The 22,360-nt window shown below is 42.6% G+C and carries 16 protein-coding genes; 7 read left to right on the top strand and 9 right to left on the bottom strand.

The annotated features are described in order from the left end of the window. Positions 1 to 162: 162 nt before the first annotated feature. The 5 genes from ACT3CD_RS10760 to ACT3CD_RS10740 form a co-directional block, all read right to left on the bottom strand. Positions 163 to 1,551 (bottom strand): TolC family protein, encoded by a 1,389-nt coding sequence (locus ACT3CD_RS10760; RefSeq protein WP_444645598.1) that lies wholly within the window; start codon positions 1,549 to 1,551, stop codon positions 163 to 165. Positions 1,552 to 1,573: 22 nt separating this feature from the next. Further along, complete coding sequence (locus ACT3CD_RS10755) at positions 1,574 to 4,723, bottom strand: efflux RND transporter permease subunit (protein WP_444645596.1); 3,150 nt, start codon at positions 4,721 to 4,723, stop codon at positions 1,574 to 1,576. Positions 4,724 to 4,737: 14 nt separating this feature from the next. Then, the gene (locus tag ACT3CD_RS10750) at positions 4,738 to 5,922 is read right to left on the bottom strand and encodes an efflux RND transporter periplasmic adaptor subunit (protein ID WP_444645594.1); all 1,185 of its coding nucleotides are present in this window, start codon (positions 5,920 to 5,922) and stop codon (positions 4,738 to 4,740) included. 25 nt (positions 5,923 to 5,947) lie between these two features. Then, entirely contained in the window at positions 5,948 to 6,394 is a 447-nt protein-coding gene (locus ACT3CD_RS10745) for a MarR family winged helix-turn-helix transcriptional regulator (RefSeq protein ID WP_444645592.1), read from the bottom strand. 411 nt (positions 6,395 to 6,805) lie between these two features. Continuing rightward, positions 6,806 to 8,044 carry an MFS transporter gene (locus ACT3CD_RS10740; protein ID WP_444645590.1) on the bottom strand — a complete coding sequence of 413 codons (1,239 nt, stop codon included), beginning with the start codon at positions 8,042 to 8,044 and terminating at the stop codon, positions 6,806 to 6,808. A gap of 161 nt (positions 8,045 to 8,205) precedes the next feature. Here ACT3CD_RS10740 and ACT3CD_RS10735 point away from each other — a divergent pair, with 161 nt between their 5' ends. Beyond that, positions 8,206 to 8,616, top strand: a complete 411-nt coding sequence (locus tag ACT3CD_RS10735) for a bacteriohemerythrin (protein ID WP_444645589.1) — start codon at positions 8,206 to 8,208, stop codon at positions 8,614 to 8,616. 393 nt (positions 8,617 to 9,009) lie between these two features. On the opposite strand, the gene ACT3CD_RS10730 is transcribed toward ACT3CD_RS10735, so the two are convergent. The 3 genes from ACT3CD_RS10730 to ACT3CD_RS10720 are packed head-to-tail and all read right to left on the bottom strand — an operon-like array spanning position 9,010 to position 12,692. Continuing rightward, positions 9,010 to 9,693, bottom strand: a complete 684-nt coding sequence (locus ACT3CD_RS10730) for a response regulator (RefSeq protein ID WP_444645587.1) — start codon at positions 9,691 to 9,693, stop codon at positions 9,010 to 9,012. Beyond that, the gene (locus ACT3CD_RS10725; RefSeq protein WP_444645586.1) at positions 9,690 to 11,222 is read right to left on the bottom strand and encodes an ATP-binding protein; all 1,533 of its coding nucleotides are present in this window, start codon (positions 11,220 to 11,222) and stop codon (positions 9,690 to 9,692) included. The genes ACT3CD_RS10730 and ACT3CD_RS10725 overlap by 4 nt, the downstream gene beginning before the upstream one ends. An 18-nt stretch (positions 11,223 to 11,240) precedes the next feature. Further along, complete coding sequence (locus ACT3CD_RS10720) at positions 11,241 to 12,692, bottom strand: TrkH family potassium uptake protein (RefSeq protein ID WP_444645584.1); 1,452 nt, start codon at positions 12,690 to 12,692, stop codon at positions 11,241 to 11,243. A 216-nt stretch (positions 12,693 to 12,908) separates the two neighbouring features. Here ACT3CD_RS10720 and ACT3CD_RS10715 point away from each other — a divergent pair, with 216 nt between their 5' ends. Continuing rightward, positions 12,909 to 13,058 (top strand): hypothetical protein, encoded by a 150-nt coding sequence (locus tag ACT3CD_RS10715; protein ID WP_444645582.1) that lies wholly within the window; start codon positions 12,909 to 12,911, stop codon positions 13,056 to 13,058. A gap of 421 nt (positions 13,059 to 13,479) precedes the next feature. Here ACT3CD_RS10715 and ACT3CD_RS10710 read toward each other — a convergent pair whose 3' ends face one another. Next, the gene (locus ACT3CD_RS10710; RefSeq protein ID WP_444645580.1) at positions 13,480 to 14,112 is read right to left on the bottom strand and encodes a hypothetical protein; all 633 of its coding nucleotides are present in this window, start codon (positions 14,110 to 14,112) and stop codon (positions 13,480 to 13,482) included. Between the two features lie 1,459 nt (positions 14,113 to 15,571). Between ACT3CD_RS10710 and ACT3CD_RS10705 the strand changes: the two genes are divergently transcribed. From ACT3CD_RS10705 to ACT3CD_RS10685, 5 genes are all read left to right on the top strand, one after another. Then, positions 15,572 to 16,594 carry a class I fructose-bisphosphate aldolase gene (locus ACT3CD_RS10705; protein ID WP_444645578.1) on the top strand — a complete coding sequence of 341 codons (1,023 nt, stop codon included), beginning with the start codon at positions 15,572 to 15,574 and terminating at the stop codon, positions 16,592 to 16,594. A gap of 659 nt (positions 16,595 to 17,253) precedes the next feature. Then, entirely contained in the window at positions 17,254 to 18,204 is a 951-nt protein-coding gene (locus ACT3CD_RS10700) for an L-lactate dehydrogenase (RefSeq protein WP_444645576.1), read from the top strand. A 96-nt stretch (positions 18,205 to 18,300) separates the two neighbouring features. Next, positions 18,301 to 19,728 (top strand): pyruvate kinase, encoded by a 1,428-nt coding sequence (gene pyk, locus ACT3CD_RS10695; RefSeq protein WP_444645574.1) that lies wholly within the window; start codon positions 18,301 to 18,303, stop codon positions 19,726 to 19,728. Between the two features lie 29 nt (positions 19,729 to 19,757). Next, entirely contained in the window at positions 19,758 to 20,549 is a 792-nt protein-coding gene (gene gpmA / locus ACT3CD_RS10690) for a 2,3-diphosphoglycerate-dependent phosphoglycerate mutase (RefSeq protein ID WP_444645572.1), read from the top strand. 448 nt (positions 20,550 to 20,997) lie between these two features. After that, a complete protein-coding gene (locus ACT3CD_RS10685; protein ID WP_444645570.1) occupies positions 20,998 to 22,326 on the top strand; it encodes an ATP-dependent 6-phosphofructokinase in 1,329 nt (442 codons plus the stop codon). Positions 22,327 to 22,360: the final 34 nt, after the last annotated feature.

Here is a 22,360-nt window from a genome sequence, read left to right as displayed (position 1 = left end):
GATTATATTATGAAGCCCGGTGAGAAAGTATTCTCATCGGGCTTATGTTATTTGGATTGCTTTACACTGTTTGGTTTCGCAGCGTAATTTCTGATCCGAAGAAACAATGACGTTTCATTGGTGTGTTGTCCGTTTGGAACGATGTTTTTTATCAGATTTTGATTATTTCCATCCGCCACCGAGGGAGCGATAGAGCGAAACAATGGCATTGAGTTGTTGTAGATGGTCGTTTACCACATTTATCTGCGCGTCCAAAAGACTTTGCTGCGCGTTTAACACCTCAATGTACGAAGCCGACCCGTAATTTAAAAGCTCGCGGGTATAATCCACCGATTTTCGCAGGGCGTCGATTTGTTGCTGCCTTAGGTCAATTTTTCGGGTGGCCGTTTGGTACATCCCCAGGGCATTGTTCACTTCCTGTCCGGCATTGAGCAACAGGTACCGGAGGTTCAGTAATGCTTCCTGCTGTTTGGCTTTGGCTACTTTCAAACGGGTTATATTGCCTCTTTTGTTAAAAATAGGGGCGGAGAGGCCTCCAATGATATTTGCTGCAAAGGCTGCCGGATCCAGTAAATTATTCAGGTCGTCGGAAGCAAAACCTGTTGAGGCCGTGAGTGTCAGGGCCGGGTAAAAATAAGCCCTGGCGCTGGAGGTCATTTCAAAGGCGCTCATCACATCGTATTTGGCCTGCATCACGTCGGGCCGGTTGTCGAGCAGTTGTGCCGGAACGCCGGTCGTCAACAGTGAGGCATCAATGGGGGCAGATAGTGAATGACGGGGGATGGTTTCGGGTGTGCGTCCCAACAGCAGACACAGTGCATTTTGTACCTCCCTGATTTGTTGTTCCAGATCGGGGAGGGTTACTTCAGCCGCATAACGCACCGCCTCGCTCTGCACGATGGCAGCTCCTGTGACCCGACCACTTTCTTTTAACACTTTAATGGTCTCCACCAAATTTTTATCGTTTTGCACCGTTTGTTGCGTGATGACCAGTTTTGCATCCAGCGCTGAGAGGTTGTAATAGACCGTTGCGATATTGGCAATCAGCCGGGTTTCTACCGCTTTTTGTCCGGCCTCGGTGGCCAGCAGATTGGCATAAGCGGCCCGTTTGGCACTCCTTAATTTGCCCCAGATGTCGAGCTCCCAGCCAGCTTCCAAACCTAACTGGTAAGTCCCGGTTTCGCGCGGTCCATTGGGAAATAGAATCTCAGAATTACGGGTGTAATTGCCTCTGGCTGCGGCATCAATTCCGGGCAAGAGTGTCGCCCTGCTTTGTTTGAAATAGGCTTCGGCTTCTTTAACCCGTTCAAGGGCGATTTGCTGGTCAGGATTGTTTTGCAGTCCCTCGGCAATGTATTGTTTAAGCAAATCGTCGGTAAAAAGTTCCTGCCACGACAATTCTGCCAGGTTGGTACTGTCGGTGTCTTTTATTCCGTAAAGCTGATGGGTGTCTATCGAATCCTGTAAAAAGTGTTTAGGGGTGTTACACGCCCCCAATACGCCTGTTACAGTTATAAGCAGAAATAGATGGTTTATTGAAATGCGACTCATAATTTTTAAATTTTTCAGTAGGTTACTCTGCTTCATTGTGCATTGTCGGGGCTTCTGTTACCGGTTTCCTGATCTTTTCCTGTAGCGTTTGGAATATCACATACATTGAAGGAATGACCATAATTCCTATCAGCGTTCCGACAATCATACCGCCAATGGCACCTACGCCAATGGAGCGATTGGCATTTGCGCCGGCACCTCCGCCAATGATCAGCGGCAGTAGTCCGAATATAAATGCAAAAGAGGTCATCAGGATGGGACGTAAACGCGCGGTGGCGCCTTCAATGGCCGATTGAATGATGCTCATTCCTTTTTGTCGTCGTTGCACAGCAAATTCAACAATCAGAATGGCATTTTTGGCCAGTAACCCGATGAGCATAATCAGCGATATTTGCAGGTAAATGTTATTCTCAACGCCCATTATTCGCGCAAAAAGAAACGATCCTGCTATACCTATCGGTAGCGATAATAATATTGAGAGTGGCAGTATAAAACTTTCGTATTGAGCTGCCAGAAGGAAATAGACAAAGATAATACTCAGAATAAAGATCAGGATCGATTGGTTTCCGGAGGCGATTTCTTCGCGCGTCAAGCCTGAAAATTCGTAGCCATAGCCCGGAGGTAGTGTTTGTTCGGCGACCTCACGAATGACTTCAATGGCATCCCCCGATGTGTAGCCAAAATTAGGTGCAATATTTGCCGCAATTGAGGTGTACATATTAAACCGGTCAATGTTCTCAGGGCCATACACGCGTGTCAGGGTGATGAATTCCGTGATGGGAGCCATCTCTCCGTTGCCGGTTCGCACAAACAGGTTGTTGAGGTCTTCGGGGTTGCCTCGTGAACCGGGTTCCGACTGTACCATAATACGGTATTGTTTCCCAAAGCGGTTAAAATCGGACGCATATACGCCTCCAATGTAACCTTGCAAAGCATTTAACACCGAGCTGATCAGTATTCCCGACTGTCGGGCCCGGGCCACATTTACATCAATCTGATATTGTGGAAAATGGGTGTTGAACGAGGTGAAGGCATATTGAATTTCAGGACGCTGATTCAGGGCGCCCAAAAATTGTTCGGCGACCTGTTCAAAGTTTTTGATGTCGCCGCCGGTTTTATCTTCCAGCTTAAGTTCAACGCCTCCGGAGATGCTGAAACCGGGAACCATGGGAGGTGTGAAAATGATGATACGGGCATCTTTAATTTTTGCCGTGGCAGCATAAAGTTTTCCTATAATGCTGTTGATGTCCTGTCCTTTTCCTTTTCGTTCTTCCAGCGGCGTCAGATTACAAAATAACATGCCGTATGAACTGCCCTGCCCACTGATTATTGATCGGCCAACGATCATCGATCGACTCTCAATTTCGGGCGTAGAGCTCACCAACTGATCAACGGCCAGTGTTACTTCTTTTGTGAGTTCCAATGCGGTGGCCGGCGGCATGCTGATGTCAATCATCATAAAACCACGGTCTTCGGCGGGTACAAATCCGGTGGGGGTGGTTCTCATTAAGAAATATAATCCGCCGGAGAATACCAATATTGTAGCAATGGCCAGCCATTTACGTGCAATCACAAAGTTGGTGGTTTTTTTATAACGTACCGTCATGTATTCGAAGGACGTATTGAATGCGGAATAGAAGCGTTTCAGAAATCCTTTTTGTTCTGAAGGGTTGTTGCTGTGCGGTTTCAGAAATATAGCACACAGGGCAGGACTCAGCGTCAGTGCATTGACGGCCGAAAGAACGATGGCCACTGCCAGTGTGATACCAAATTGCTTGTAAAAAACGCCCGTGGTGCCGGTGATAAATGTGACTGGTATAAATACGGCAGCCATTACCAGCGTTATGGAGATGATGGCGCCCGAAATTTCGTTCATGGCCGAAATGGCTGCTTCCATTCCATTTTTGGCGCCCTGGTCGAGTTTGGCATGGACGGCTTCAACGACCACTATGGCGTCATCAACCACTATACCTATCGCCAGTACCAACGCAAATAATGTCAGCAGGTTAATGGTGAAGCCAAACAGATTCAGGAAGAAGAAGGTGCCGATGATGGCCACGGGAACTGCAATGGCTGGTATGAGTGTGGCTCTGAAATTTTGCAGAAAGACAAAGACCACAATAAATACCAGTAGAAAAGCTTCCAGCAGGGTTTCCAGTACTCTGCTGATGGAGCTGTCGAGAAAATCCTTGGAGTTGACCAGAATGGTATATTTTATCCCTTCCGGAAAGTTTTGTGACACATCGTCAAGAACCTTTTGAGCGTCGACAATTACTTCACGGGCATTTGATCCGGGCGACTGAAAAATGGCCATGGTAATGCCGGGTTTATTCATGGCCAACGTTGAGGTGGAATAATTTAACGATCCCAACTCAACCCGGGCCACGTCTTTCAGCCGTAGTATGTTACCTGTCTGATCGGCCTTTATGACAATATCTTCGAATTGTTCGGGACGCGATAATTTTCCGGTGTATTTAAGAACATACTCAAACGATTGTTTGTTTTGCTGGCCCAGTCGGCCCGGAGCTGCTTCAAGGTTTTGTTCGTTTAATACGGCAATAATATCCGCCGGTATTAATTGGTAAGCGGCCATTACGTCGGGCTTCAGCCAGATACGCATGGAATAGTCTTTGGCCCCAAAAACCACTGCTTCGCCAACGCCACGTACTCTTTGAATTTGTGGCAGCAGGTTAATTTTGCTGTAGTTTTGCAGAAAAGTCTCGTCGAAATCTTCGTTGTTGCTGTATAGCGAAAAAACCATCAACATACTGTTTTGTCGCTTGGCAGTTATCACGCCCGATCGGATCACCTCTTCGGGAAGCAGACCGGTGGCGCGTGCGACTCTGTTTTGCACATTCACCGCGGCCATGTCGGGATCAATACCTTGCCGGAAGAAGACCTGTATAGTGGCCGAACCGTCGTTACTGGCCGTTGACGACATATAGGTCATGTCTTCCACGCCGTTAATTTGCTCTTCCAGGGGTGTGATAACACTTTTTAAAACCGTTTGGGCATCCGCACCGGTATAGTTGGCTGTAACGCTGATGGTTGGCGGTGCTATGTCGGGGTACTGTTCGATGGGCAGATTAAACAAACCTAACAACCCAAGGATTACAATGATAATGGATATGACCGATGACAATACCGGTCTCTCTATAAATTTTTTAAACATCGGTTTTTTATAAATTAGTTGTTGGACCGGTTTTCTGTTGTTAAATCGTCTGAATATGTTGGCGTTTCTGTGATTTCAGGGTTTATTTCTTCTTCGTTTTTTAACGATGCAATGCCTTCAATCACAATTTTGTCGCCGGCCTTTAAACCATCGGTCACCACATAGGCCTCTTTTAGGTTCCCAACTAAAATGTTAATACTGGTATGTTTGACTTTATTATCGTCGCCAACCACGTATACAAAATGTTTACCCTGCAGCTCATACGTGGCTTTTTGTGGAATGATGATGGTGGAATCGATGTGGTTTGGGATACGCACCAAACCACTGCTTCCGCTGCGCAACAGTCCGGCCGGGTTGGCAAAAGCAGCCCTGATATTGATGGCGCCGGTTTGTGCATCTACCAGTCCGCTGGCTGTTTCAATTTTGCCCGACAGGTTATAGATGGAGTTGTCGGCCAATACCAACAATACATCAGGCAACGTGCTCAATTTTTTTTGAAGGGTGGTGCCTTCCAGATTTTTAATCAGCGAGAGAAACTCTTTTTCGTTCATGGCAAAATAGGCGTACATATTGGTGGTGTTTGACACAGTGGTGAGTGGGGCTGTGCTGTTGCTACTCACCAGACTTCCTTCGCGGTAGGGGAAATTGCCGATGATGCCGTTGGTGGGACTGGTTATTTGGGTGTACTGCAAATTTGCGCTGGCATTGGCCAGCATCGCTTTGGCCTGAGCCAATTGTGCTTCTTTGGCTTGTACCATTGATTCTACTGTGGCCAGGTCGAACTGACTGATGATGTCTTTGTCAACCAATGGTTTGGTTTTCTCCAGATTGATTTTGGCAGCGGCGACATCGGCTTCTGCGACCTTAACCTGCGCCTGGGCTGACCGTAAGCTGGCCTGTATATCTTTAGCAAAGAGACGAAACAATATTTGCCCTTTTTGAACCTGCGCTCCTTCATCCACTAATATCTCGTCGATGTAACCCGAAATTTTGGGCCGTATATCGACGGTTTGCTGGCCCTGCAAAGTTGTTGGGTAGTCGCGGTACAGTGTGATTGACTGTGGTTGCAGCTCTATGGTTTTGTACGTTTTGGGAGGCATGCGAGCATCTTGTTTTTTTTGCTGCGTATTGGAGCATGAAACAGTTACGGCCATTATTAATGCCATTGCCAGTATTTTGTATGCGTTAATTGTCTTCATATTGTATCTTACCTTAATCATTGTTTTATCTTAAAGTTTCGTCTTCTGAGCTGCCGTTTTTTATAATCCGTTGAATAACCTGTTCAAAAATGTGTTGTTCGTTGCTGTTAGTACCTGTCAATAGTTCTTCCGAGACTTCCAGTGCCAGCGATTTGGTGAAGGCGAAAATTTTATGACCTCCCGGGGTTAATATCAAATTCTTCTTGCGTTTATCTTGTTGGTTAACCCGGCGTTTCACGTAGTCTTTTTCTATCAGGGTGTTGATTTGTCGCATCACCGCTGATTTGTCGGCTTGCAGGTGATCGGCCAGTTCTTGCTGCGAAACCGACTCATTCAAATATATTTGGGCCAGCATAATATACTGTCCCAGACATAGGTCGACGTTGTTTTCTTTAAATTCTGCCGTAAGCTTGTTGCGATAAACACGCATGGTCTTGCCTAAAATATAGCCTAAAGGTTGTTTCAATGGCATCATCTGCTTTTTTAGGGAGGCAAAAGTAGACTTAATTAGTGGACTTAGGCTACTAATTGGTGTTAACGAAAAGTTAATTAATACTTGTAGGTCCTATTTGTGTTTTGTGAGTAAAGTCGCGCCTTCAAATTCAAGGTTTGAGCAGGTTGAAAGATGTGATTTTGCTGTCGTAAGAAACCTGTGGGAGAGTACGTTTACTGCAGAAGTTGGACTTTAGTGGCAGACTCTTACTAAACTTTGGGGCATGTACTGCAATGAAAGTGCAACATGCTGGTCTTATTAAGACATCATTTTATATAAGGCCTTTGGGCACTGAAACTGAAGACTGCTGTTCTAACAGTTGTCAGTTGAAGCTGTTAACAGGTAGTTGCTAATGAAGAGTGAAGATAAATTCAATGAAATGCGTCTGCTTTATGTTTTCCTAACCTTTGGTGCTCTCTGCGTCATGACCAGTAGCGAAAGTAACACCAAAGCCATTAAGCAGATTACAAATGCATACCAGCTGTTCCGATGAATAATTATACCGGTAAAACTCCCCATCACGCTGGAGCCTATGTAATAGAACAACCAGTATAATGAAGTGGCAGAGCTTTTGCCTTCATCCACGCGTTTTGAGACCATTTGACTTGCCATGGAATGAACCCCAAAAAAGCTAAGCGTAAACAGCCCCAGACCTAATACCAAAACGAAAATGTTTTTAGACATCATCATGAGTAGTCCGGCTATGATGAGCAATAAAAAGACCTGAATTATTTTGTGTGGCACATATTTGTCCGAAAGCCACCCTGTAAGCAATGAGCCGACAATACCAAAGGTGTACATTAAAAAGATGGATGCGGTGACATAATGAGGTAACGAGAAGGGTGCGGCTTCCAGGCGAAATCCCAAATAGTTGTAGACACTTACGAAACTGCCCATCAGAATAAAACCCACAAAATATAAACGAAGCAAAAAGGTGTCTTTTAACAGATGTTTCATTTGTTGCAAACGTGCTTTTATGCTGTTGTTTTGGGATTTGAAAAATCGGGATTCCGGAAAACGGCGGGAAAAGATTAATCCTAAAACCAGACTGGCTACACCTATAAATACGACCGCAATGCGCCAGCCGGTCCAGCCTGATATCAGCGAGGTAACCACTCGTCCGGCCATTCCTCCAAATGTATTACCACTAAGGTACAAGCTCACGGCAAAGCCAAATACGGCGGTGCTGACTTCTTCCGATAAATAGGCCAGTGCCACGGCTGACACGCCGGAGAGTAATACGCCTTTGGTGAAATTGATGGCAACAAGCCATACAAAGGAGCTGAGAAAGGACGATAATAGCGTTAATACAGAAGAGGACACCAGGGCGATGGTCATGAGCCTTTTGCGTGACATGGAGTCGGCTTTGAAGGCAAAGATAAACAGACCAAAACCCATTCCAATGGTGCTTGCCGAAACTAAAAGACTACTTGTTGCCGGGGTGATTTTGAAATGTTGTGTGATTTCCGGAAGAATGGGTTGAAACAGATATAATTGTGCAAATACCGATAATCCTGATAAAAATATACAATATTCAATGGCTTTGAAACGGGCCTGGTGTCTGTCTGCTTTTTCTTGTTTTTCAATTTTACCGTCCTTAGCCACGATGCTACCTGTGCTCTTTTTCATTTTGTAAAGATTGCACTTTAGATGCAATTGACATTGCGTTTTTTCTTTTCTTAACGGAGTGCTGGATTTGGTTATGTAAAATGTTATTTAGCGTTACAATTGTTAAATAACTTTTATCTATATTTAGATTTTTATTTATACTAATGTGGAGCTGATTGGTGATGGAGGTGAATCTTAAAAGTATTGCAATTTCTAGTTTTGGTTGTTCGGAGATTGATCGTGAGCATGAAGTTTTTCTGGATATTTTAAATAGAATCGATTATGTTTATACGCATGATCTTGACCATGAAATAAGGCGGGATCTGATGGTTGAGTTGTATAAGTTTCTTGATTTTCATTTTCAGAGTGAAGAAAATTTAATGCGAATATTCGATTTTCCATATAGTGATGAACATAAATTGGATCATGAAAGGTTGCGGCATCTCCTTGCCGATATTATTGGCGTCTCAAATATGGATATGGTTGATCTGAGCGAGCTAAAAGACTTTGTTAATATCTGGATAACCGAACATATTAGCAGTCTGGACGGTAAACTGATTCAGCATTTGATGAAAATGAAAAGTGAAGAATAATGATTCTGTTGGTATTGTGGTCATAAAAACGTCGACTCTGTTTTTTTACTAGCTATTATTGATTTTTGTTTTTTGTCAGACTTGATTTGTTGTCCCAATTTTAATTTAGAGCCCGTCTATTAAATCCCGACGACAGCACTACACTCGCTTTCAAAGTGGTCATTTACAACAGTAAACTCACATTTTCCGAGCAGCGTAAGCTTCAACACTGAAGTTTTCTTATCTGACGCAAGCGTTTCCGGGTAAGCACTACTTAGAGTCTGTCCATAAATTAAGTGTTTGAAATATAAAGTTCAAATTCAAGGCTTGCGAAGTCATAAAAATCAAGGCGTTTACTTTTCGTAAATGACTGTTTTATGATAAGCGTAACGCAGAAGTTGACTTTATAGACAATTATTCTCCCAAACGATAGCCAATGCCCGACTCGGTTATGAGTAGTTTTGGTTTGGCCGGGTTCTCTTCAATTTTCTTTCTTAATTGGGCCACATAAACTCTTAGATATTGGGTTTGTTCAAGGTATCCATAACCCCATATCTCTTTGAGAATATATTGATGGGTGAGCACCCGCCCACGATTGCGTACCAATAAACACAACAACTCATATTCGGTGGAGGTTAGTTTGACCAGTTCATCGTCTTTACGCACCGTGTGGTTTACCATATCTATTGTTAGGTGGTTTAAGATGACAACCGGTTCGTCGTCTTTGCGTTCGCCTGCTCTGATAGCTGCTCTGATACGGGCCATCAGTTCACCACCTCTGAATGGCTTGGTTAAATAGTCGTTGGCCCCTTTATCCAGCGCATTGATAATATCTTCTTCTGAATCGCGTACCGACAATATAATAATGGGCTTCGAAAACCATTTTCGCAAGTCTGTCAGTACCGCCTGACCGTCGATATCCGGCAACCCCAGGTCGAGAACGATGAGCGAAGGATGCCCTGTTGCTGCGGCTACCAGGCCTTCCTTACCTGTTGTGGCATGCAATATTTTATATCCGTTTGATGATAGAGTTATTTCGAGTAACCGGCGAATTTGTAGTTCATCATCAATAATCAGGATGGTATGCGGCTCGTTCATATTTTATCTGTTTGAAGATGTGTAATGTCGGGGTGAGGCGACGGTATTTTTAGGGTAAAGGTAACGCCCTTACCGGTGTTATTTTTTACTTCGATGGTTCCGTTGTGTGCATCCACAAATCCTTTAACAATAGAAAGGCCCAGTCCCAGGCCTTTGGATTTGCTTCCTTTTAATTTGTAGAATTTACTAAATACGTTTGGCAGGTCTTTCTCAGGAAAGCCCATTCCTTCATCGGCAATACTAATTTCAAGTACGTCGTTGTGATGTTCAATATTAATTTTTATGGCGTTACCGACCGGCGTGTGTTGCGTGGCATTGATAATCAGATTGTAAAATACCTGCTCCATTAGTCCATAGTCTATTTTTACTAATGGCATATCGTCTTGTATGGTCAGTTGTACTTTAAAATGAATTAATTCATTTTCCAGATCGTCGGTTACTTTATTGATGAGGTCATTAATGTCGTGCCAGTCGGGGCGCACCGCTATGAATCCGCTTTCGAGTCGCGACATATTAAGCAGGTTTTCCACCAGTCGGTTGAGACGTACCGATGCTTTGAAAATTTCGCTATGGAGTTCCGTTTGTATGGTTTCGGGATGAGGATCGTTAAGAAGAGTGTCGGAGGCGCCCATAATAGTAGCTACCGGAATGCGGAATTCATGACTGATAGAGTTGAACAGGGTTTTGTAAAGCCGGTCAGATTCGTGGAAAAAACGCGCACGCTGGGCCAGCTCACCTAAAAATTCACGTTCCAGAGCAGTTGATATCTGAGATAGAAAAGCATCCCAAAGCAGATACTGGTCGGCGGATAAAGTAATGGGGTTGATGATTACCAAAACACCGGGATTATGTTTGGTTCCGGATAACGGACAAAAGGTGTAGGGGCAGTCGTGGTAGATAGAAGTGCCGCAGCCACTTTTTTTCATGTGGCTTAATGACCATTGTGCGATGGGGGCGTATTCGGCCAGGTTGAAATTGTAGTTGGAAGGCGTGGTCAGATTGCCACTTTCATCGCGCAGCAAAAAGATTACATTTCCGCCGAATTGGTTTTTGATTTCTTTAACGCCAATGTTTATGATTCCTTCAAGGTTTCGTGCTTGAGAAAGGCGTCTGGTGAGTTGAAGTAATGTGTTGGTGCGGTTTTCGCGTTCGCGCACTAGTCGTTCCTGATGTCGTACACGTGTGGTCAGTACCCCATTGATAATGGCAATGATGAAAAACAGACCAAAAATCAGCAGGTCGTCGGTTCTCTCGATGTGAAAGGTGCCATGAGGCGAAATGAAAAAGAAATTCCAGGCCATAGCACTCACGGTGGAGGCTATTAGAACCGGTCCTGTGCCTAAAAAAGTGGCCAAAAATGAAACCACAATCAGGAGAATGAACGATACCAGGTGATAGCTTTCTGTTTTTGCCAGGGGGATGCACAGCAATATGGTTATGCCGATTGACAACACGGAGATGAGGTATTGTATAATAGCTGCTTTGACAGGATGAGCCTTTGGTTGCAGGATGTTAAAAGGATTGTACATTTAGCTTTTTGTGAATGCTTAGTTTCGCCAGAAATTTCGTGTAAATATGACCAATACTGTAAATATCTCCAAACGCCCTACTATCATTAAAAAGGCAAGTATCATTTTTACGATATCAGGAAGGTGTGCGAAGTTACCCACTGGCCCCACCCTGCCCAGTCCCGGTCCGATGCCTGCCATGCAGGTGGCAACAGAGCTGACGGCTTCTTCGGGGCGCACCCCCAGAAGCAGCAACAGTAAACTGCCCGCACCAAACACCATCAGATAGGCGATGATATAACTCATGATGGTATTATTGGTCGTGTTGTTAATAGTCGATTTATTCAGTTTTACCGGAATAACGGCGTTGGGCCATATCATTTGATGGAAGGAGCGTGATACATTTCGAAACAATACCACGTGCCTGACAATTTTAATGCCACCGGCCGTTGATCCGGTGCTACCGCCTATAAACATGGCAATGAAAATGATGAACCAGGCATATTGCGGCCATTGCATATAATCAGCAGAGGCAAAACCTGTACACGTGATGATTGAAATAACCTGGAAAAATCCATCCCGGAAGGCTTTTTCCATGGGCAGATGCATGGAGAAGAAGAGAATACTGCTTACGAGCGTTCCAATAGTAACGATAACCAGCAGATAAAATACAATTTCTTCGTTCTCTTTTATTTTGCGAAAGTTGCCCACAAATAGATAATAGAGAACGGCAAAGTTGGTGCCGGCCAATACCATGAAGAGCATGATGACGTATTGTATATACGGACTGTAATCGGAAATGCTGGTGTTTTTGGGTGAGAAGCCTCCTGTTGCCACAGTTCCGAAAGCGTGACAGACGCTCTCAAATAAATTCATCTGCCCCAGCCGTAAAAAAATGATTTCGGCCACCGTTAGCGAAATGTAAACGATGAATAAACGTCGTCCTACGCTTTTGATGCGGGCTCTCATTTTTTCCTGCAGCGACGATTCCATGGTGAAAAGATGATAGCCACTTATTTTAAGCGAGGGCATAATGATTATGACCAGTACAATAATGCCAATACCGCCTATCCAGTGGGTCGTGCTGCGCCAGAAAAGAATGGATTTTGGCAGGGCTTCGATGTCGGTTAGAATGGAGGAGCCTGTGGTGGTAAATCCCGACACCGATTCAAACAGCGCATCTGTAAAAGATGGAATTGCGCCTGAAAGAATAAAGGGTAAGGCGCCTGCCAGCCCTATGACCAGCCACGACAGTGTGACGGTGAGATAGGCTTCCCGTTGATGCAGATCTTCGTGGTTGATTGACCGGCGTGTACTATAAAATAACGGAATGCTTAGCAGCAACAGTATTGCAACGCTGACTATAAAAGGCATTAACGACTCTGAATAGATAACAGCCACCCCGGCGCTCATAATCATTGCGCCCGTAAGAATAAATAGAATTCTGCTTAACACATTCAGAATAAATCTGAAATCGATCAATCCACTCATGTTTTTTATCAACTGTTTATTATCGTTCTATGGCCCTTTGTTTTTATTGTGTCTTTACTTCTTTGGGGATGTGTTTGTGGCTTGTTTATATGTGGTTGTAAAGAATAAAGGGAAATTGTTTGCGCCTGATTTTTACGTTGACAAAGTAAGGGTAGAATCAATAAAGAGAATGTAAAAAGAACCTCCCGGAGTATAAAGAAATTATAAAGATGACGTATGGCTGGTAATGGTTTGGAGCGATCAGGACGTCCTCGCGATAATGGTCGCTTTTTGTATTATGGCTCCGTATGCGATTTGCAACGGTATGTTATTTATGTAACTAACGTCTCAATTTTCGGACAAGCATTAAGTGACGTTTTGGGCTAAATCGTTTTTTTTCTGCGACAATATATAATTTGTTATTGAGATGATTTGTTTATAAGTTTGGTGACATAATTTAATTGTATTAACACCTAAATACGCCCTAAATACCGGTTGCAAATAAAAGAGCCTCATTACAAGCGGAAAAAATAGAATACGAAATATTCAAGATCAGAAAATAGGCAAACGACTAACTTGACAATTTTACAATCTAATAAATAGCAACAGCGGCGAAATTTTAATATTTCGCCGCTGTTTATGGACTATCTTAATACAATACTGCCCTTATAAATTAATACAAAACAGTAAAAGTATCATTAAAATATGCATCAGTGTTATCTCCTTCAGTACCACTGATTGTAATGGACCTGATGTAAAAAGCAGGCCTTTGTTGCCTGGCTTTTTTACGTCATTGCCTCATTTATTATTAATCTTCGCTGTAGGTATAAGAACCTGTAGCTATTAACTCTTCCTCATCAAAATCGGAATAAGCTTTAATTTCGATAACATCACCTGCTGATAACTCATTCAGATTAGCCTGAGTTCCGGAGTAAGGAATATCAGATATTTTTGTGCCGTTTAAATAAACATAGTATTCTATAGCGTCACTATAAGCACTCCATAATAAAGTATATGAATAATTCATATACATAACTTGTATGCCTGTAATTTCACCAACCTCGACATCATCATTTTGATCTTCATCATCATTTTGATCTTCATCAGCATCCACACCATACGTAATTTCAGCAGTAGCTACTAAAGTAGTACCGTTATAAGCCTCAATGGTTAGAACATCGCCATATTCTATTGTTGTAAAATTGTCATATTCTTCATCGATATCGTAAAAATATGCATATGTTTTTGTTTCGGTAATCTTGGCAGTATTTAGGCTCTTTTCACCATTTATATAAAAGTAATAATCATTGGCCAAATCATATGTATCCCACTCAAAAGTTATCAATCTTTCTTCTTCAGAATCAGGATAATAATTGAGCCCTTGAAGTTCCTCAACCGTAACACTATTGTCATCATCGTCGTCTTTACTACAAGACATCATCCCAAGGGCAATAACCAAGATTGAAAATAGTTTTAACGTTTTCATACTCATAATTTTTTGTTGTTTAATGTTCGTCGTTAAATGAAATATTAATTTTTCGTTAGGCAAAACTATGCAAAAAGCAGGCTCTCGATATGCGGGTTTTACACGTTTAAAAGTTTTAGGAGTCTTTTTTTAAGATTTCGGAATGTGGCTGATGCTAATTCTTCTTTAAAATTTGTCGGGAATACATTCTATGGAATCAACTATTTTATTTTAGCCCGGATTTACAACTTTTGAGCTAGTGGCGGATTTCTAAAAGTGAAAAATAATATCACATGTTTTGCTGTTATGAATCTCATTTGTGATGCTGTTTTTTAGCAATTCAGATGAAATCATATTTAAAGAGATAGAACCACCGGGTATAAAAGCTGGCGAACAAGTATAACAAAGGCATGTAAATGGTCAGATCGTGTTTGTATATATAGTAACGACTTTGTTATGACCATCAAAACAGTTATTTACGAAAAGTAAACGCCTCGATTTTTATGACTTCACAAGCCTTGTATTTAATTTTATACTTCAAACGTTTAGTTTATAGATTGGCGCTGGACAAGATAATTCTGTGTCCTGATTTATTCTCACGTTAATAACCTGTTTATTCGGGCTGGATTATGTTAGATAGATATTGTTAAATTGGGAGGGCTTTGTATTACAAGAGTCGTGTGACGTGAAATGGCCATGTTCATTTTGTCATGTCTGGGGTGTGAATCGTTTGGTTTTATTTTTCAAAATAGAGATGTTTTTATATAACAGTCGGCGCAAAGACTGTTGTATGAAAGATGGCTTTTTAGTGAATCGATCTCTGTTTTTAATAGCGCGAACCTGCGCGTCGGATTAAAGCTGAATCATGTTGTCATTTGTGGTGCGAAAATTGCAGATGAAGTTTACAGGTGAATTTTTGAAAACGAACAATTTCTTAAATGTGATGTTTCACCAATACGACTACTATGGTGGGGTATCAGTTAAAAATACCCGGAACAGAGTCGTTTAAAACAGATTGATCCGACAAGTCTATTGAAAGCTGATATTGAGCAGTCGCAGGAGTTGAGCGATTCCGACTTTGATGCTTTATTTACAAAAAAATAAATCCATCTTCCTCGCCTTTCACGAATTTTTCAGACTGATTCTTCAATTGGCATACCGCCGAACCAATTACGAAACGAGCCTTGAGACTATTTTTTAATTAATGCTAGCCCCTAAAGTCAGGTGTTTGAACCAAAGGGTTCAAAATATCGACTTTCGAAGTTTTAAAATGTGAGATTACTGGAGTAAATGACCATTTTGAAAGTGAGAGTAACGAAAAAAATGACGTTTTCTTGCTGACACAACACTGAGAGGACTAAAGTTGAGCGTACCTAACGAATACTCCAGATGAGTTTCATCGAATGTTTATAACATAATTAATAATTATAAAGAGATGAAAACACAAGAACTAAAAAAAACAGCAAAGATGCTGGTTGCCGACAACAAAGGTATACTGGCAATGGATGAAAGCTTACCAACCTGCAACAAACGTTTTGCGAAACTACAAATTCCGGAAACAGAGGACAAAAGACGTGCTTACCGTGAAATGCTTGTTTCCACACCCGGACTGGGTGAGTTTATTAGTGGCGCAATCCTTTTTGATGAAACCATCCGTCAAAAAACCAAAGGCGGCATCCCTATGGTTAAAGTTCTCGTTGATGCCGGCATCATACCGGGCATTAAAGTTGACCTGGGGGCAAAAGAGATGGCTGCACATCAGGGCGAGAAATTAACCGAAGGGTTGGACGGGTTACGCAACCGTTTGGCTGAATATTATCAAATGGGTGCCCGATTTGCCAAATGGAGAGCCGTGATAACAATAGGTAACGGCATCCCCAGCCGGGCCAATATTGAGGCAAATGCACAATCTCTGGCGCGTTATGCCGCACTGTGTCAGGAAGTAGGTTTGGTTCCAATTGTGGAGCCCGAAGTGCTTATGGATGGCGCACATACCATGGATAAATGCTTTAGTGTAACTGAAGAAGTGCTTCATACGGTTTTTGACCAGTTATACACGCAAGGGGTGTTGCTCGAAGGCATGATATTAAAGCCTAACATGATTGTTCCCGGCTTAGCCTGTCCCAAACAGGAGTCAGATGAAGAGATTGCTGATGCAACCGTTAAATGCTTTTTGCGTGTTGTTCCGGCTGCTGTTCAGGGCATCACCTTTTTGTCGGGTGGACAAACTGCCGAATTGGCATCAGCACGTTTAAATGCAATGAATGCCAGGTTTAAATCCAAAATGCCATGGAAATTGTCTTTTTCATTTGGACGAGCCCTTCAACAACCGGCTCTTGAAATCTGGAATGGCAACGATGCGAATGTGCCCAAAGCTCAGAAAGCGTTGTATCATAGGGCTGAATGTAACCGTGCTGCCTGTAAGGGTGAATACAATACCGGCGTGGAAAGGAAATAATTTTTCACTCCGGGAGTCATTATTGGCGAGTGTTTGTCTATAAAGTCAACTTCTGCGTTACGCTTGTCATAAAAACAGTCATTTACGAAAAGTAAACTCCTTGATTTTTATGACATCGCAAGCCTTGAATTTGAGCTTTATATTTCAAATACTTGGTTTATAGACAGCCTCTAATTAGTGTTTGTTTATAAAGTCAACTTCTGCGTTACGCTTGTCATAAAAACAGTCATTTACGAAAAGTAAACTCCTTGATTTTTATGACTTCGCAAGCCTTGAATTTGAACTTTATATTTCAAACACTTGGTTTGGAGAGCCTTTAATTAGTGCTTGATAGGGAAAGTTCAACTTCCGCGTTACGCTTGTTCTTAAAATGGTCATTTACATCAGTAAACTTACCTTTTGGGGATTTGGCAAGCCTTGAATCTGAACCTTTTTTATCAAGCATTTGAGCTTTTTCCCCTTGCGTTTGTTTTATAAATGGCTATTTCGTGTTTGTTTATAAAGTCAACTTCTGCGTTATGCTTGTCATAAAAACAGTCATTTACGAAAAGTGGACGCCTTGATTTTAATGACTGTGGACGCCTTTAATTTGAACTTTATATTTCAAACATTTGGTTTATGGAAAGCCTCTATTTTTACTAAAGACAAATTTTTTACCTATGGAATCATTAAAACCGAAGATTGTAATTGTAGGCGCGGGCAATGTAGGTAGCACGTTTGCTTTTTCGTTGATGCTTAGTGGCCTGGCGCGGGAAATTGTTTTAATCGACAAGAATGAATTGCTGGTAAAGGGTGAATGTATGGATTTGAATCATGGATTAAGTTTCGCACATCCAACAAACATTTACGCTGCCGGATTCGAAGGCTGTAAGGATGCCGATATTGTCGTTATCACCGCCGGCGCAAATCAAAAACCGGGACAAAGCAGAACTGATTTGGTGAAGGCTAATGTGGCTATATTTAAAGATATAATACCGGAAATCACCAAACATACAACCAATGCCATTCTTTTAGTTGTTACTAATCCGGTTGACATTTTGACTTATGTGACCCTTAAGTTATCGGGGTTTCCTTCGGAGCGGGTTATTGGTTCAGGAACGGTGTTGGATACCGCCCGGTTGAAGTATATGATCAGCGAATATTCCAAAGTAGATGCCAGTAATATTCACGCTTACATTATCGGGGAACATGGTGATACCGAGTTGCCTGTTTGGAGTAATGCAACCATTGGCGGCGTGGGTATCGAAGATTATTGTTCGGTGTATGCCCACAAAACGAATGTGAGAGCTGAACTGGCCGAAATATTTGAGAGAGTGAAGAATGCTGCTTATCAAATTATTCAGGCAAAAGGGGCTACAAATTATTCTATAGGGTTGGCGTTGGTTAAAATTACCCGCGCAATTGTACGAAACGAAAATTCTATTCTGCCTGTGTCCACACTGATTACCGACCTATACGGAATAAACGACGTCTGCATAAGCATTCCGGCGTTGGTTAATAATACCGGTGTGCAACAATATATGGAACTCAATTTGTCCGCTCACGAACAAGATTTATTTAAACGTTCGGCCAATACGCTGAAAGGTTTTATCGAAGCAATCGATCTATAGATTTATTGGTGATTGAATAAAATAGAACACATGAAACGAGTCATGGGAATTGTTTTACACACAGGAGCCTGATTTTAATAATCAAATTATAAACAGATGAAACAAATCAAATCACAAACAAAGATAATCGCAACGTTGGGGCCGGCAACTTCCACGAAACAGGTTATCTCCAGGTTAATGACGGAGGGCGTGGATGTGTTTCGGATAAATTTTTCGCATTCCTCGCAAGACGAGTATCTGCGATTAATTAATTTGATTAAAGAACTGAATCATGAATTGGAAATGCATGTTGCCATTATGGCCGATTTGCAGGGACCAAAGCTTCGCGTTGGTGTAATTGAAAATAATTTGATAGAACTGGCCGAAGGTGATGTGATAACTTTTGTGACGGAAGAGTGTGTCGGGCAGAAAGATCATATTTACATGAGCTATCAGGAATTTCCCAACGATGTAAATGCCGGCGAAGTCATTTTAATTGATGATGGCAAAATAAAGCTGGAAGTGATTGAGACCAATAAACGGGATCGGGTCAAAGCGAAAGTTATTTACGGCGGACCGCTCTCTTCACATAAAGGGGTTAACCTGCCCGGCACCAAAGTTTCGTTGCCATGCCTTACGGCCGATGATATTTCGAATGCTGTCTTTGCGCTGGAACATGATGTCGACTGGATTGCCATGTCATTTGTCAGGAAGGCATCGGATGTGATGGAACTAAAAGAACTCATCAGCAAAAGTAACAACGATGCCGGGGTTATTGCCAAAATTGAAAAACCGGAAGCACTCCTCCAGATAGACCAGATTATTGATGCAGCCGATGGTATTATGGTTGCACGCGGCGATTTGGGGGTGGAAATGCCTTTTGACCAGGTGCCTTTATTTCAGAAACAAATTGTTGAGAAATGTATCAGGCAGTCGAAACCGGTGATTATTGCGACTCAAATGATGGAGAGCATGCTGACCAATTTCCGGCCTACACGGGCCGAAGCCAATGATGTGGCCAATGCCGTACTCGATGGCGCTGACGCTTTGATGTTGAGTGGTGAGACATCTGTTGGCCGCTATCCGGTTGAAACCATAATCAACATGCATCAGATTATTATTTATACCGAGGCGCATGGCAATCCATTTGACAAACAACATGAGCCAACACAGGACGATGCTACTTTTTTGGCCGATTCGGTATGCCTCAATGCAACAAAACTGGCCAAACAAGTGGGGGCAAAGGCTGTCATTGTATTTACCAACTCCGGATACTCTGCCATCAGGACATCCAGTCATCGGCCCCGGTCAAAAATATATGCCTTTACCAGTAATAAAGATATTCTGCAAAAAATATCGTTGGTGTGGGGCGTGATTCCTTTTTACTTACGCGATTACGATCATTTAGACCAGGCTATACCGGAATCAGTACGGATTTTGAAAGATAAAAATTTACTCGTCGATGGCGATTGTGTGGTTTATGTAGGTACCTTACCTCTAAAAATTCATGGCGCCACAAATATGCTGAAGGTTGGGTATGTATAAGAGAATTTGAATTACTAAAATTTAAAGCAATGGCATCAACTGTTTTGAACAAGAATGAACAACAAAAAAGTAAGAGACAACTGGTTCTTATTCGACACGGAGAAAGTGAGTGGAACAAAGAAAATTTGTTTAGCGGCTGGACAGATGTCGATTTGTCGGACCGTGGCCGTGAAGAGGTGTTGCAGGCCGGCCAGATACTAAAAGAGCGTGGCTTTACTTTTGACGTGGCTTTTACCTCGGTGCTGAAGCGTGCCATTCGCACCCTCTGGATTGTACTGGATGAGATGGATTTGATGTGGATTCCTGTGCATCGGGACTGGCGGTTGAATGAACGTCATTATGGGGCACTTCAAGGTTTGAATAAATCAGAAACAACGCAAAAATATGGTGAAGCTCAGGTGCATGAATGGCGTCGGAGTTATGGCGTGCGTCCTCCTGCTCTTGATGTGGCAGACCCGCGGCATCCCAGTCATGACCCTCGTTACAGTCACCTGCTGAAAGAACAGCTGCCTGCTACTGAATGTCTGAAAGATACGGTGGCCCGTTTTCTTCCCTGTTGGCACGGCGATATTGCCCCGGCATTGCTTTCCGGACAGTCGGTCCTCGTGGCAGCTCACGGAAATACCCTCCGCGCATTGGTCAAGTATCTGGATAATGTTTCCGATGATGAAATTTCGAACCTGAACATTCCCACCGGAATTCCACTGGTATATGAGCTGGACGAACATCTTCATCCCATTCGTCATTATTACCTCGGCGATGCTGCGCAAATTGAACAGGCCATGCAGGCTGTCGCAAACCAGGCGGCGGCAAAACATTAAATAGTGTTTGTCTATAAAGTCCAACTTCTGCGTTATGCTTGCTCTCAAAATGGTCATTTACGGGAGTAAACTCACATTTTTCGAGCTGCGCAAGCCTTGAATTTGAACTTTATATTTCAAACACTTAGTTTATGGACAGGCATTAAATAGTGTTTGTCTATAAAGTCAACGGCTTCGCAAGTCTTGTATTTAAATTTTATATTTCAAACACTGGCGCAGTTCTAAAAATTATGAGTTTACTTTGATAACGGCTCATTTTGAAGATAAGCGTAGCGTCGCGGTTGGATTTTCCTGTAAACCCGGTTTGAAAAATTGAAAAGTGGAGCTTTTTACATACGGATAAAGCTTCCCCCATAAGAAAGGAGTCTATGTACGTCTTTAATTAGCGAGGCTCGACATAAATGTGTTTTAAAATAAAAATATCAGACTTTAATAATATTGATTTATCATGACTCATGACGATTTAAAGGTTCAAACGCTGGGCGATCAAACGATAGAATCCCCGTTAAAACCATCTTTGCGTCCTGACGAGCAGTCGTTCGGATTTATTGAAGATGATGACAGAGTTTTATATGATGCGTCGCTGGCTCATTTTTTTCATTGTCGCGAAACCGGCGAAACGCCTCTGTCATTTGTAAAGGCAGGGCCATACAAGCAGCTTTATTTTGAAGCTGCAAAAACAAAAGTGGCGATTGTAACCTGTGGCGGATTGTGCCCCGGATTGAACAACGTGATCAGGAGTCTGGTAAACCAGTTGTATTACAGGTATAAGGTTAAGAATGTTATTGGCATTCAGTATGGTTTTGAAGGCTTTATTCACGAATTTAAACATGCGATAGTCAATCTGACGCCTGAGCTGGTTGATGGTATTCATCTTTCGGGAGGCACCATCTTGGGTTCATCGCGCGGCATGCAAGATACGGGACTGATTGTTGACCGGCTCGTGGAACTCAATGTGGATATTCTGTTTTGTATTGGTGGTGACGGGACTATGCGTGGCGCACACGCCATTTATGAAGAAATTAACAACCGACAATTGAAAATATCGGTTGGCGGAATTCCCAAAACCATTGATAATGACATTAATCTTATTGATAAGTCATTTGGTTTCGAAACGGCATTTACTATTTCCAACGATATCATTCGCTATGCGCATAACGAAGCAAAGGGAGCTTACAACGGCATAGCGATTATTAAACTAATGGGGCGCGATTCAGGATTTATTGCTGCGTATGCTGCTCTTTCCATACAGGAAGTGAATTATGTTCTTGTGCCTGAAATGGTATTCGATTTAGATGGACCAAAAGGTTTTTTGCAGGTCTTGCGAAAGCGGCTCGAAAAACGACATCATGCCCTTATTGTTGTTGCTGAAGGTGCCGGTCAGCACTTTTTTGAAGGTGACACTTTTGAGAAAGATGCATCGGGTAACATCAAGAATAAGGATATTGGCTTGTATCTGAAGGATAAGATAAAGGAAAAATTTCATTCGGATAATTTCCCTGTAACGATCAAATATATCGATCCGAGTTATATAATCCGTAGCGCGCCGGCCAATGCCAACGATAGTAAGTTTTGCAGCCTTTTGGCACAAAATGCGGTTCATGCGGCCATGGCAGGGAAAACCGACTTTGTTATTGGTCACTGGAATAACGTATTTACCTTGCTGCCTATTCCAATAACGGTGGCTACTCGAAAAAAAATAGATGTGGAAGGCGAATTGTGGTGGAATATTCTGGAAACAACCGGGCAACCAGCGTCGATGATAAATAAACGTTAAGCTGAATTAGTTGTGTTAGCAAGGTAGTTCTGAT

It is taken from the genome of Geofilum sp. OHC36d9, from assembly GCF_052400685.1.
Classification (GTDB): domain Bacteria; phylum Bacteroidota; class Bacteroidia; order Bacteroidales; family Marinilabiliaceae; genus CAZHHH01.
This window is presented reverse-complemented; position numbering and strand designations above follow the sequence as displayed.